8 protein-coding genes are annotated in these 13,495 nt (G+C 69.0%); 3 read left to right on the forward strand and 5 right to left on the reverse strand.

The annotated features are described in order from the left end of the window. The first annotated feature begins 9 nt into the window (after positions 1–9). The 3 genes from BJ998_RS48865 to BJ998_RS39930 all read left to right on the forward strand — a co-directional run bounded on the left by BJ998_RS48865 (position 10) and on the right by BJ998_RS39930 (position 6,779). Positions 10–3,372, forward strand: coding sequence for a LamG-like jellyroll fold domain-containing protein (locus BJ998_RS48865; RefSeq protein ID WP_184869332.1), 3,363 nt, complete (start codon positions 10–12; stop codon positions 3,370–3,372). Positions 3,373–3,788: 416 nt separating this feature from the next. Next, positions 3,789–5,291, forward strand: a complete 1,503-nt coding sequence (locus BJ998_RS39925) for a family 43 glycosylhydrolase (RefSeq protein ID WP_184869333.1) — start codon at positions 3,789–3,791, stop codon at positions 5,289–5,291. A 60-nt stretch (positions 5,292–5,351) separates the two neighbouring features. Next, positions 5,352–6,779: a BNR repeat-containing protein gene (locus tag BJ998_RS39930; protein ID WP_184869334.1), complete on the forward strand. Its 1,428-nt coding sequence runs from the start codon at positions 5,352–5,354 to the stop codon at positions 6,777–6,779. A 59-nt stretch (positions 6,780–6,838) separates the two neighbouring features. On the opposite strand, the gene BJ998_RS39935 is transcribed toward BJ998_RS39930, so the two are convergent. From BJ998_RS39935 to BJ998_RS39955, 5 genes are all read right to left on the reverse strand, one after another. After that, positions 6,839–7,369 carry a hypothetical protein gene (locus BJ998_RS39935; RefSeq protein ID WP_184869335.1) on the reverse strand — a complete coding sequence of 177 codons (531 nt, stop codon included), beginning with the start codon at positions 7,367–7,369 and terminating at the stop codon, positions 6,839–6,841. Continuing rightward, complete coding sequence (locus tag BJ998_RS39940) at positions 7,366–8,193, reverse strand: carbohydrate ABC transporter permease (RefSeq protein WP_184869336.1); 828 nt, start codon at positions 8,191–8,193, stop codon at positions 7,366–7,368. Before BJ998_RS39940 ends, BJ998_RS39935 begins: the two co-directional genes overlap by 4 nt. Then, a complete protein-coding gene (locus BJ998_RS39945) occupies positions 8,190–9,074 on the reverse strand; it encodes a carbohydrate ABC transporter permease (protein WP_312890607.1) in 885 nt (294 codons plus the stop codon). Before BJ998_RS39945 ends, BJ998_RS39940 begins: the two co-directional genes overlap by 4 nt. Then, entirely contained in the window at positions 9,071–10,345 is a 1,275-nt protein-coding gene (locus tag BJ998_RS39950) for an ABC transporter substrate-binding protein (protein WP_184869337.1), read from the reverse strand. The genes BJ998_RS39945 and BJ998_RS39950 overlap by 4 nt, the downstream gene beginning before the upstream one ends. A gap of 69 nt (positions 10,346–10,414) precedes the next feature. After that, positions 10,415–13,417 (reverse strand): glycoside hydrolase family 2 TIM barrel-domain containing protein, encoded by a 3,003-nt coding sequence (locus tag BJ998_RS39955; RefSeq protein WP_184869338.1) that lies wholly within the window; start codon positions 13,415–13,417, stop codon positions 10,415–10,417. Positions 13,418–13,495: the final 78 nt, after the last annotated feature.

Consider the following 13,495-nt stretch of genomic DNA (forward strand, 5'->3'; position numbering starts at 1 on the left):
GAGAACGTCATGAGATCGACATGGACCGCCTTGTCGCTGGTGGCCGCCCTCGCCGTGGCCGCCGCCGGGGTGGCCGGGGCGAGCCCGCCCGCGACCGCGGTCGTCACACCGCACGCCGCCGAGACCCTCGCGGTGGACCTGGGCACGCCGACCGGGTCGTTCCGGGGCGGCGCTTCCGGTGCGCTGTACGGCCTCTCCGACCAAGGCGTGCCCAGCGACAACCTGATCGCCGGCATGGGCCTCGCCACCGTCGACACCAAGGCACAGGACGGCCAGCAGCATCCCGGTTCCGACGCTCTCGAAGTCGCGAAGCCGTTCTTCGCCGGCGGCGGTCGGGACCTGTTCGTGTACATGACCGACGTGTACCGCAACTTCCCGTACGAACGCACCAGCTACGCGCAGTACCAGGGATACCTGCGGACCGAGGTCGAGCAGATCCTCGCCGACCCGCACCGGGACCACATCGTCCTGGTGCCGTACAACGAGCCGGACGGCAACTGGTTCTCCGGCCTGACCACCGACCCGGCCGAGCTGGCGGCGTTCGACGACGAGTGGCTGCAGACCTACCGGTTTCTCAAGGGACTGTGGCCGCAGGCCCGGATCGCCGGGCCCAACTTCTACTCCTACCACCCCGACCAGCTCCGCACCTTCCTCGCGTTCTGCAAGCAGAACAACTGCCTGCCGGACGTGATGACCTGGCACGAGCTGGGCAACACCTCGACGGTGCGGCCGAACGTGGCGGCCTACCGGCAGTTGGAGACGTCGCTCGGCATCGCGCACCGCACGGTGAACCTGAACGAGTACGCGGCCCGGTACCAGCTCACCAGTCCGGGTCGAATGGTGCCGTGGCTGTCCGCGATCGAGGACAGCAAGGTCGACGGCGACCTGCCGTACTGGAACCAGAACGGCACCCTGGGCGACTCGGTGTCGCAGAACAACATTCCGAACGCGCAGTGGTGGCTTTACCACTGGTACTCGTCGATGAGCGGCCAGACCGTCGCCGTGGCCCCGCCCCACGGCGACACCGACAACACCCTGCAGGGCGTGGCCACGCTGGACAAGGCCAAGCGGCAGGCACGGATCATCGTCGGCGGCGGCCCGGCGGGGCCGGCGGATGTCGTGGTCAAGCACGTCGACCCGGCGGTGTTCGGCCGCACCGTGCACGCGACCGTCCAGGAGGACGACTGGAGCGGCATGACCGGCGCCGCGGCCACCCCGGCCCGGATGTTCGACGGTGACGTGCGGGTCGCCGCCGACGGCTCGGTCTCCCTCCCGGTCGACATCGCCGGACCGTCCGCCGGCGGCGACTGCACCGCGACCGGTGCGCGGGCCGCCGGACGAGTGGGTGCCGCGTTGAAACTGTGCGGCAACGGCGAATACGTGAACCTGCCCGCGGGCGTGGTCGACGGGTTGCACGACTTCACCGTCTCGGCCTGGGTCAACCCGGCCCAGAACAGCACGTGGACCCGGCTGTTCGACTTCGGCTCCGGCACGAACGCCAACATGTTCCTCACCCTCAACGCCGGCAGCGCGATCCGGTTCGCGATCACCACTGGCGGCGGGTCCGCCGAGCAGCGCATCGACGGCACCGGGACGCTGCCGACCAACGCCTGGTCGCAGGTCACGGTGACGGTCTCCGGCAACACCGGCACGCTGTACGTCAACGGCAAGGCGGTCGGCACCAACCCGAACATGACGCTGCACCCGGCCGACGTGGGCGCCACGACGCAGAACTGGATCGGCCGCTCGCAGTACTCCGCGGACCCCGACCTGAACGGCAAGGTCGACGACTTCGCCGTCTACGGCCGGGCCCTGTCCTCAGCGGAGGTCGCCGGGCTCGCCGCCGGCCAGGCCGCCGCCGGCGACGTCGCCGACTACCGTTTCGACGAGACCGGCGGCGCCGCCGCAGCCGACTCGTCCGGCCACGGCCGCGACGCCACCGTCGTCTCCGCTGCCCAGGAGCCGACGTCGATGAACGCGTACCAGATCATCCTGTCCCCCGGCGGCACCGGTTCGTCGTCCCCGATCGACGACAGCTGGCACGCCAGCTACCCGGCCGCCCAGGCGACGATCACCGGCAGCGGATGGAACGCCAACACCGAGGGCACGCCGAGCAACCTCAGCGGGTTCGCCACCTACGGCGACACCGATGTCGGCGGGCTGCGCACCGGGTCGGACACGGTCATCACGTTCCCGGTGAACGTTCCCACCACCGGCGACTACACGCTGCGCGTCTTCGCCGGCAGCAACGCCCAGGCGGCCAACGTGTCCGGACCGACCAACGTCTTCCTCGGCGTGGACGGCGGCACACCGCAACAGGTGTGGCTGCCCGACGGATACGGCTGGGTGATCTGGAACCACGCCGACACCGCGGTCCACCTGGCCGCCGGCGACCACCGGATCAGCCTGTCGACCACCGGCCCCGACGGCGCGGCCACCCACGGCGACGCGATCATCAACAAGATCGACCTGCGGTTGGCCGACGCCGCCCGGAATTCGACCGGTTACGAGGCCGAGCAGGCCGATCTGCGCGGCGCCGTGCCGGACTATCACGCACAGGGCCAGTCCGGCGCCGGCGTGGTCGGTCTCGACCGCGGCCAGACCGCGACGTTCTGGGTGTACTCCGCCTCCGACGGCTATACCGACCTGGCGTTCCGTTCGCGTGGTGCGGGAACCGCCACGGTTGCCGTGAACGACCAGGCACTGCCCGGAAACCTTGCCGGCGGCGGGGCCCGGTGGTCCACCGACACCGACCGCGTGTACCTCACTTCGGGCATCAACAAGGTCGTGGTCACCGGCCACAGTGGTCGCGTGGCGCTCGACGAGCTCACCACCACCCCGGTGGACCGCGGCGCGGACATCGCCACGTACCAGGCCGAGGACGGCACGCTGACCGGCACCGGCCGCGTGGACACCGGATACGGCCAGGCCCACGGCGGCGTGGTGACCGGCATCGGCGGCGGCAACGCCAACTCGCTGACCATGACCGTGCAGGCGCCCGTGACCGGCACCTACGCCATGACCATCCGCTATGCCAACAACCAGGGCATCCTCGCCAACCACTACAACCCCGACCTGATGACCGCCCCCGCCGACATCAGCGTCAACGGCGGGCCCACGTTCCACGTCAACTTCGCCAACACCTTCGACTGGAACCAGTTCTGGACCCGCACCGTCCCCGTGCGGCTCACCAAGGGCGGCAACACCATCAGGTTCATCGCCAACCAGCAGTACAACTGGGACGGCACGACCGTCGGCGTCATCCACTCCGGCAGCGACGTCGGCGACGCGCTCCGCTCGGACACCGCGCCGAACATCGACCAGATCAGCCTGGCGCCCATGCGGTTGAGCCGCCCGTCAACGGATCACTGACCACGCGGGCCGGCCGGACGAGGACACTGACCGCTCCCGGCGGTCAGTGTCCTCGTGTCAGGCCGCTGAAAGTTTCAGACGGACATTCCGGTTCTCAGCGGAATCGGCGCGGCGGCCGGGGACGGCGACGACGCGCCGCACGATCGACGCCAGGCGCGCGGCGGGCCCGGAACACGCTGGCATGACGCCCGTCCGCTCTCACGCCACGGCCGCGGATCCCTGTCCTGGAGCCAAGAGACGGGAAGCGGCCGCCGCGCGCGTTCTCGAACGGCAGACGCCGGCCCTTGAAATGATCTTGGATGAGGGTTTCGATCCGACGGGTCAGGTAAGCGCTTTCCAACACAGCCGGGCGCCTTCCCACCGGTGACACTCGCGCTCGCTGCGACGCCGAGGCCATCGACACCAGAGGACGTGAGATGCTGAGGAAAACAACAAGAAGGACGATCGCTTCGCTTCTTCTCTCCGCTGCCGCCACCCTGACGTTCTTCGGAACCGTCACCACCGCGAACGCCGCCACCCCCCAGGCTTCCGCGACGATCCAGAACGACGTCTTCTGGAAGGACACCGCCGGCAACCCGATATACTCCCAGGGCGGCGGGGTGCTGAAGGTCGGCGGCACGTACTACTGGTACGGCGCGAAGTACAACGGGGCGGTCACCTACTACAACAATCCGGCCAAGGGCAAGAACGGCGACACCTCGTTCAGCGCCATCACCGTCTACTCCTCGACCGACCTGGCGCACTGGAAGTTCGAGGGGAACGCGTTGACCGCCTCGGACGTGGGCGGCGGTGGCTGGGTCGGCCGCGTGGGCGTGGCCCACAACCCCAACACTGGCAAGTACGTCCTGATCTCGCAGCTCAACAGCGGGCTCGTGTTCGCGACCAGCAGCACGCCGACGGGTCACTTCGCCGTGGCGGGCACCCAGTCGAGCATCGGGAACGTCACCACCGGCATGTCCGGCGACCAGTCGGTCTTCACCGACGACGACGGGCGGGCCTACCTGGTCTTCAGCAACAAGAGCGGCCGCTCGCACCTCTACGTGGCGCCGCTGCGGTCGTCCGACTTCCTGCACGTCGAGACGGCCGCGAACATCTACAACAGCTCGTCGGGCGGGCGTGAAGGCAACATCATGTTCAAGCACGACGGGACCTACTACTTCTGCTCCTCCGACCTGCACGGCTGGAACGCCTCCCACACGTACTGCATCACGTCGTCCAAGATTTCCAGCGGCTACTCCTCGGAGTTCGTGCTGCAGGGCACGGACGCCGACTTCTCGCACGTGACGCAGACCGGCCTCGCGTTCACCGTGACCGGCTCGGCGGGCTCGTTCGTCGTGTTCGGCGGCGACCGCTGGAGCGACTTCGCCGGCAACGGCATCGGCTACAACGACTGGCTGCCGATCACCTTCAACGGCAAGACGCCGGTCTTCCACTCGCTCAGCGAGTGGACCGTCGACGCCGCCGCGGGAACGTGGGCCACCGGCAAGGGCAACAACTACGTGCTCAATCCGAGCGCCGAGGCCGACCGGGTGTCGCAGAGCACGCTGGCCGGCTGGACCAACTCGGGTAACGTCGGCGGCAACTACTCCGGCGGGCACACCGGTCGCTGGGCGATGACGCTGCGCTCCTCCTCCGCCTACAACGCCAGCATGTACCAGAACATCTCGCTGCCGAACGGCACCTACACCCTGTCGGCGTGGGTCCAGAGCAGCGGCGGCCAGAAGGCGGCGAACATCTTCGCCAGGAACTTCGGCGCGGGCGAGATGGACCACGCCGTCAACCAGTCCATCGGCAGCTGGACCAAGGTCACCATCTCCGGCGTCACCGTCACCAACGGGACGATCCAGGTCGGCGTGTCCGCCAACGCCAATGCCGGCAACTGGGTCAACGTCGACGACTTCAGCCTGGTCCAGGCCTAGACCCCTGCGTACGGGGTCCGTCGGCGTGCCGGCGGACCCCACTCGGAATGAGGTACAGCAATGCACAAAGGTGGTTTCCTGCACACCTTGCTGGTGGCTGTGACGGCAACCGGCCTGGTGGCCACGGCTACCTCGCCCGGCCTCGCGCAAGCCGCCGGCCCGACCGGCGTGACCAGGATCGCCGACACCCAGCTGGATCCGACCGCGCTGTACTTCGTCTCGTACGACGGGCTGGTCAACAACGACTCCTTCCAGCAGAGCGGGATCCTGTCCTACGCCGGCTTCCAGTACACCGCCTGGTACACCGCCGACCGGAGCGCCGTGATCGCTCGGCGCCAGCTGCCGTCGGGCTCGTGGAGCACGGTGAAGTTGCCGCACCAGCTGTCGACGAACGATTCGCACAACGTCATCTCGCTGGGCGTCTCCCCTGCCGACGGCCGGCTGCACGTCGCCATGGACACCCACGACAATCCCGTCTACTACGTCGCCTCGATCGCCGGTCTGGTGTCGCACCCGGCCTCACATTCCTGGACCGGCGCCGATTTCGGCTCTGTGCAACGCACTCTGGGCGGCGTGGACCTGGGCTCGATCACGTACCCCCAGTTCCTCGTCACGCCGACCGGCGCCCTGCAGTTGTCCTACCGCACCGGCGCTTCCGGCAACGGCAGCAACGAGCTGGCCGAGTACGCCGGCGGCCGGTGGACCAAGCTGGGCCGGTGGCAGTCCGCCACCGGCAACTACACCGGTCCCAACGGCGTCGTCAGCACCACCCGCAACATGTACCTGCACGGTATCGACTACGCCCCGAGCGGTCGACTGTTCGCCACGTTCACGTGGCGGGAGGGCAACACCGGCGTGCTGTGCGCCGCCGGCGGACTGTCCAATCACGACACCGGCTACGTCTACAGCGATGATCGCGGCCGCACCTGGCGCAACAACGCCGGCACCCTCGTCGGCTCCACCGGCGGACAAGCCGTTTCCATCAACTCTCCCGGCCTGGTCGTCGACCCGTTGGATCCCAACCATGGCCTGATGAACCAGGAGAGCCAGGCCGCCGATTCGACCGGCGCCGTCCACGTGCTCATCAGCTACGTGCCCGGCCGGTTCACCCAGTGCGTCACCAACTACCAGTCGGATCGGCAGCGGAACGGCCGTACCTTCTTCCTGTCGAGGGCGGCGAACGGCTCCTGGTCCAAGGTGGAGATCCCCGTGCCGTCCGGTTCCACCCAGCGCTCGAAGCTGGTCTTCGACCGGAACGACAACGCCTACGTGGTCATGCCGTTCGGCCGGATCGTGGCCGCCACCAGGGCCAGCAACTGGACCGACTGGACCCAGGTGTTCGGCGCCGACCAGCTCGGGGCTTTCGGCGAGGTCGACGTGGACACCTCCCGGGTACGCAGCGAGGGAGTGTTGTCGGTGCTGTACCAGCGGGCATCCACCGGGACCACCCCGTCACCGATCCGGGTGGCGGATTTCCGGCTGGGCTGAACGGGCAGCGGCGGCGGGCATGATCTCCACCTGCTCGCCGGACGACGCCACCCGAGGCGTCACCGGGTCCGCCGCCGCGCCACAGCCGCCGTCGCCAGCACGAGCAAACCCGGCGCCAGAACCACAAAAGCCGGTGCCTGCACGACAACAACGACGAGCACCACCAACGCAACGGCCACCATGGCACTGCCACGCCAGTCACGCAGCGGCAACGGGTCGGCGAGCAACCCGGCCCACGACGCGCCGGGCGACCACCGGGCCGCGCTGCGCAGCACCATGACGGCGATCGCCAGCAGCGCAAGGCCGATCACCGGGCCGAAGGGAACGCCGGCGAGCAGAGCCACCACGTCCACCACACCGACAGCCAGGAGGACAGCGGGCACGAGCAGGGCCATCGGATCGCGCAACGCCCGCCCCAGCAACCAAACAAACCGGGCAGCAGTGGGAGTCCGGCCGGTGTCGAGAAGTTCGCCCAACAGCACCGATCCCGCGGCCACCGCACCGAGCGAGGTCACCATCGGCACGGACGCCGAGCACACCAGCACGCCGATCAGCCCGACCTCCGCGAACAACCCCAGCGACCGCGTCATCCCTTCAGCCCCGAGGTCGCCGCGCCCTCCACCAACAACCGTTGGAACGCCAGGAAGAACAGCCCGATCGGCACCAGGGCGAGCACGGACATCGCGAACATGGGCCCGTAGGCCGACTGCGTGCTCTGGTCGACGAAGATCTGCAACGCCAGCGGCAGCGTGAACCGGCTCGGGTCGTTGAGGTACACGACCTGGCTGAAGAAGTCGTTCCAGGTCCAGATGAACGTGAAGATCGCGGTGGTGACCAGCGCCGGCCGCAGCAGCGGCAGCACCACGTGCCGGAACGTGCCCACCGGACCGCAGCCGTCCAGGGTGGCGGCCTCGTCGAGTTCCCGCGGCAGGCCACGGATGAACTGCACCATCAGGAACACGAAAAACGCGTCCGTGGCCAGGAACTTGGGCAGCACCAGCGGCCAGAACGTGTCGACCATGCCCAGCTTCTGGAAGATGACGTACTGCGGGATCAGCACGACGTGCTGCGGCAGCATGATCGTCCCCATCATGAAGCCGAACATCGGCCCCCGGCCCCGGAAGTGCAGGCGGGCGAAGGCGTACGCGGCCAGCGAGCACGAGATCACGTTGCCCAGCACCGCGCCGACCGACACCAGCAGGGAGTTGCCGAGGTAGTGCCACACGCTGAAGCCGCCCACGCCGCCGAACACCTGGGTGTAGTTGTCCGTGGTGGGAGCCTTGGGCAGCAACGCGAGACCGGACAGCACCTCCTCGGCCGGTTTGAACGACGTGCTCACCAGCCAGATCACCGGGTAGAGCAGCACCAGCAGCACGAGCACGACGAAGACGTGCCATACGAGCGGTCGTGTCATCGCCCCTCCCCCGCGTAGAACACCAAGCCACGCGCACCGCGGAACAACAGCACGGTGACGCCGGCGACGACGACCAGCAGCACCCACGCCATCGCCGACGCGTAACCCATCCGGAAGTCGGTGAATCCCCGCTGGTAGAGGTAGAGCGTGTAGAGCAGGGTCGAGTCGCTCGGACCGCCGCGCCCGCTGCTGACCACGAAGGCGCCGGTGAAGGCCTGGAACGCGTGGATGGTCTCCAGCACCAGGTTGAACAGGATGACCGGCGACAGCATCGGCAGCGTCACGCTCACCAGCCGCCGCAGCGGCCCGGCGCCGTCGATCGCGGCGGCCTCGTACAGCTCACGGGGAATCTGCTTGAGACCGGCCAGGAAGATGACCATCGGCGCGCCGAACTGCCAGGCCGCCAGCGCGACCAGGGCCAACAGCGCGTACTGCGGCTGGTCCACCCAGCCGCCGGTGGTGATGCCCACCGCCGCGAGCACCCGGTCGACGGTGCCGCCGCTGGCGAACATCGCCCGCCACACCAGGGCCAGGCTCACGCTCGCGCCCAGCAGCGACGGCGCGTAGAACGCCGACCGGTACAGCCCGCCGCCGCGCCGCGGCCGGTTCAGCAGCAGCGCGACGGCCAGCGCGAGAACGAGCTTGAGCGGCACGGAGAACAGCACGTACCGGACGGTGGTGCCGACCGCCGCCCAGAACCGGTCGTCCTCGGTGAACATGACCCGGTAGTTGTCCAGTCCGATCCACTTCGGCGGGTCGAACAGGTCGTAGTCGGTGAGCGACAGGTACAGCGAGGCGAGCATCGGGCCCACCGTCAGCAGTGTCGCGCCGATGATCCACGGCGACAGGAACAGGTACGCCGCCCCCTGGGTGCGCCTCACGACAACGAGTGCTCGGCGTTTTGCACCACCCGCTCGGCGCCGTCGGCGGCACTGATCCGGCCGAAGATGACGTCGTCGTAGGTGCGCTGGAAGTCCCGCTTGATGGCCGACGACCCGGTGGGCCAGGCCCCGAACGCCGGCCCCACCTTGTCCCGCTGCGCCGCCTCGTAGTCGCACACGGCCTTGTTCGCGCCGGTGGCCGCGCCGCACACCTGGGTGCGGATGTCCTGGTTCGGCGGCAGGCCGCGGGTGGCGCCGAGGATCTTGCCGGCGGCCGGGTCGTTGACGAGGAAGTCGAGCAGCTTCGCCGCCGCGTCCTTGTGGCTGGAGCGCTGCGACACGGCGAACGACACCGGCGGCATCGCGGCCATGCCGGTGTCCTTGCCGTCGCTGGGCAGCGGCGCGGCGGCCAGCTGCGCGCCGTAGGACGAGAGGTAGCCGGTGAGGCTGGAGTCGTAGTTGATCTCCGACGCCGACTGCTTGCCCACCAGCGCCGAGTTCTGCGTCGAACCGTCCATCTTGGTCGTGGCGGTGGCCGCCGTGACGCCCTTGCGGTCACGCAGCGACCCGGTCAACGTCCAGAACGTCCGCAGGTCACCGGCGTCGAAACCGAGCTTGCCCTCGGTGTAGAGGGACTTGCCGTGCTGGTGCAGCCACACCTCGAACCAGTCGATGGCCCAGCCGAAGTCGGTGGTGCCGGCCACCCCGCCCGCGCCGACCTTGGTGATCGCGTCGGTGAACTGCGCCCAGGTCCAGCTCTGGCCCTTCTCGGTCGGCACGGTCACGCCGGCGGCGGTGAACCGGGCCGGGTCGAACACCAGCATCTGGGTCGTCTGCCCGGCCGGCACCGCGTACTGGCCGCCGTCGACCTTGCCGCCGGCCAGCAGGTTGGCGTCGATCTTGTCCAGGTGCAGCCCCATGCCGCCGAGGTCGGCCAGCACGTGCCGGTGCTCGTACTCGCCGATGGTGGCCCGGTCCAGCTGCAGCAGGTCCGGCCCGGCGCCGCCGGCGACCTGCGTGGACAGCTTCTGGAAGTACGCGTCGTAGCCGCTGTACTCGGTCTCGACCTTGATGTCGGGGTGGAGCTTCTCGAACGCGGCCACCGCGGCCTTGGTCGCGTTGGCCCGGTCCTCGTTGCCCCACCACACGAAGCGCAGCGTCGTCGGACCGCCCGACTCGCCGCCGCACGCGGTCAGCGTCGTGGCGGCCGCCGCCACGACGGTGGCCGCCGCCACCGCTCTGACACAACACCGGGTCAGCCGTTCGAGCATGGCCACACCTCTCCTTGAATCGTTTCAAGACATAGGAGCGACCCACCGGGGGTCGCGGGGTGACGATGGTCAGCCGGTCGTCAGCTCGGCGATCTGCAGGAACCCGTTGCCGGCGCCGGGACGGCTGCTGTCCAGGTCCAGCCGGATCTTGGTGGTGGACACCGGATCGAAGGCCACCCGCGTCGGCTGGTTCGAGCCGGCGGCCCAGGTGATCTTCGGGTTGGTCACCGGCACGAACGCCTGCCCGTCCCACCACGACACCCGGATCGACGCCGGCAGCGAGTGCACCGCGTCCACCGTGAAGTAGGCGCCGATCTCGCCGACCTGGCGGGCGGCCGACCACGACTCGGAGACCCAGTCGCCGGCGTGCGCCTTGCTCACGGCCGGCAGCAGCGCGGTGGCGGCCTTGCTGTAGTAGTTCGACCAGCCGCCGCTGGTGGTGACGCCGTCCAGCATCGCGGCGGGCAGCGTGTTCGGCGCGCCGGAGAAACTGGCGTCCGCACCCGGCTTCACCTTGACGGCCGGCCCCGCGTTCGACGGCATCCCGTTCAGCGAACCGGAACGCAGGCCGGGCGACGTCACCGTCAGGCTCAGCGGACCGCGAACGATGGCCAGGGCCTTGCCGTTGAACGCCGCCCGCGAGCTCGACTGGTAGTTCTCGGCGCTCTCCTGCTGTCCGTTGTCGAGACCGACGAGCTGCCCGCCGGACGCGTGGAAGGTCAGCTCGTTGTTCGCGCTCGGCACGGTCACCCCGTTCGCGTCGACGACCTCGGCCGTGACGAAGGACAGCGAGCTCCCACGGTCCGCGGTCAACCGGATGGCCGCCGGCGCGCCGGCCGTCCGCAGCTCGTCGCGGGCCACCTCGACGCCGCCGCGCTTGGCCACCGCCACGAGCTGGCCGGGGGCGAACGGAACCGTCCACGTCAGGTTGAGCTTGCCGGCGCTGCCGTTCGGGCTGGTGTAGCTGCCCGGATACGGGCCGCCCGTGACGGTCTTGTCGTCGCCGGTGGCCTCGGTCGTCTCCAGGTACTTCCGACCGTCCGTCGTCGTCTTCTGGTCGAACTTCCGCACGCCCAGGGACTTGCCGTTGAGGAACAGCTCGACGGTGTCGGCGTTGCTGTAGGCCCAGACCGTCACCGGCTCCCCCGGCCGGTGGTCGGTCCAGTTCATCGGCACCAGGTGGACCATCGGGTCGGCGCTCCACTGGCTGCGGAACAGGTAGTACTGGTCCTTGGGGAAGCCGGCCGTGTCGACCGCGCCGAAGAACGAGGACTTCACCGGGAACACGTCGTCGAACGGGGTCGGCTCGCCGATGTAGTCGAAGCCCGACCACAGGAACTGGCCGGCGAAGAACGGGCGGTCCCGGTCCTTCTTCAGCGAGTACTGCCCGCTCATCGTCCAGGACGCCAGGTTGTTGTCGTACGAGGACGCCGACCGCCGGCCCGGCGTGTAATTCTCACCGGAGTTGAGCTGGTCCGGGCTGTCGTAGGCGCCCCGGGTCGAGGTCTCCGAGGAGGATTCCGACTCGAACAGGAACTTGGTCGGGTACTTGGCGTGCAGCGCGTCCACCGAGGCGGCCGTGTTGTAGTTGAGGCCGAGACCGTCCAGCATGCGCAGGATCTGGTCCTGGGCCGAGCCGTCGGCCGGCACCTGGCGGTACTTGTCGGAGCCCATCACGATCGGCCGGGTGGGGTCGGCGGCGCGCACGTCGGCGATGAGCCGGCGGGCGATCGGCACGCCGATCGCGACCGAGGTGGAGTCGGGGATCTCGTTGCCGATGGACCACATCACCACCGCCGGCGAGTTCTTCGCGGCGTTGACCATCTCGGTGACGTCGGCGTCGCTGTTGGCGTCGAAGAACCGCCCGTAGTCGTACTTCACCTTGGGGGTGCGCCAGGTGTCGAACGCCTCGTCCATCACGACGATGCCGAGTTCCTCGCACACCTGCAGCATCTGCGGCGAGGGCGGGTTGTGCGAGGTGCGCAGCGCGTTCACGCCCATGCTCTTCATGATCCGCATCTGGCGGAGCACCGCGTCCCGGTCGACGGCGGACCCGAGCGCGCCGAGGTCGTGGTGCATGTCGACGCCGTGCAGCTTCATCGCCTTGCCGTCGAGGGAGAAGCCCTGGTTGGCGTCGAAGGTGAACCAGCGCACGCCGAACGTGGTGCTGGTCTGGTCGACCACCCGCGCGCCGACGGAGAGCTTCGTGTCCACTGTGTACAGATAGGGAGTGTCGGTCGACCACAGGTTTGGATGGTCCAGACGCAGGTCCAGGCCTGTGGTAAGCGCTTTCCTACCCAGCCTGACGACACTGGTCCCGCTGGTCACCGGCTTGCCGGCGGCGTCCCGAACCGTGACCGCCAGCTGGGCCCGGTTGTCGCCGGACTCGCTGACCGCCGTCGTGTCCACGTGCACGGTCGCGAAGCCGGACTTGATCGTGCTGGCCAGGTTCGGCGTGGTGACGAAGGTGCCGTGCCGGGTCACGTGCACCGGGTCGGTGACGACGAGGTGCACGTCGCGGTAGATGCCGCTGCCCGAGTACCAGCGGCTGCTCGGGACCTGGTTGCGCACCTTCACGTCGAGCACGTTCGGCGTGTGGCCGTCGGTGTGTGCCAGCGGCGTCAGGTCGAGGTTGAAGCCGGTGTAGCCGTAGGCGTGCGTGCCGATCGGCTTCCCGTTGAAGTACACCGCGGAGTCCATGTACACGCCGTCGAACTCGATCGACAGCTTCTTGCCGGCCAGCGAGCTCGGCAGCGTGAAGGTCTTGCGGTACCAACCGAGTCCGCCGGGCAGGTATCCGGTGCCGGCGGTGGTGTTCGGGCCGGCGGTGGGATCGAGGCCGATGCTCCAGTCGTGCGGGAGATCCACCGCTCGCCAGGACGGGTCGGTCGCCGCCGGCTCGGGCGCGTCCGCTCCCGTAGTGTTCACCAGCGCGAAGCGCCAGTCGCGGTCGAAGTCGACGGCTCGGTCGCCGGCCCGGACCGGCGCGGCGAGCACGGGGGTGCCCGCCGCCGTCAGGCCGAGCAGAACCGCTGCGATGGCAACGAGAAAGCGCTTACCTGAAGTCGACATGAGTCCCCTGTCTCCCGGAACAGCGTGCCATGCTGCCCGTGCCCTCGCGGCACTGTCAACGAACCGTGAATATTCGAC

The sequence above is a fragment of the Kutzneria kofuensis genome (assembly GCF_014203355.1).
Classification (GTDB): domain Bacteria; phylum Actinomycetota; class Actinomycetes; order Mycobacteriales; family Pseudonocardiaceae; genus Kutzneria; species Kutzneria kofuensis.

Coding starts and splice junctions, on each gene's coding strand:
- BJ998_RS48865 (WP_184869332.1), top strand. CDS start 10: ATGAGATCGACATGGACCGCCTTGTCGCTGGTGGCCGCCCTCGCCGTG.
- BJ998_RS39925 (WP_184869333.1), top strand. CDS start 3,789: ATGCTGAGGAAAACAACAAGAAGGACGATCGCTTCGCTTCTTCTCTCC.
- BJ998_RS39930 (WP_184869334.1), top strand. CDS start 5,352: ATGCACAAAGGTGGTTTCCTGCACACCTTGCTGGTGGCTGTGACGGCA.
- BJ998_RS39935 (WP_184869335.1), bottom strand. CDS start 7,369: ATGACGCGGTCGCTGGGGTTGTTCGCGGAGGTCGGGCTGATCGGCGTG.
- BJ998_RS39940 (WP_184869336.1), bottom strand. CDS start 8,193: ATGACACGACCGCTCGTATGGCACGTCTTCGTCGTGCTCGTGCTGCTG.
- BJ998_RS39950 (WP_184869337.1), bottom strand. CDS start 10,345: ATGCTCGAACGGCTGACCCGGTGTTGTGTCAGAGCGGTGGCGGCGGCC.
- BJ998_RS39955 (WP_184869338.1), bottom strand. CDS start 13,417: ATGTCGACTTCAGGTAAGCGCTTTCTCGTTGCCATCGCAGCGGTTCTG.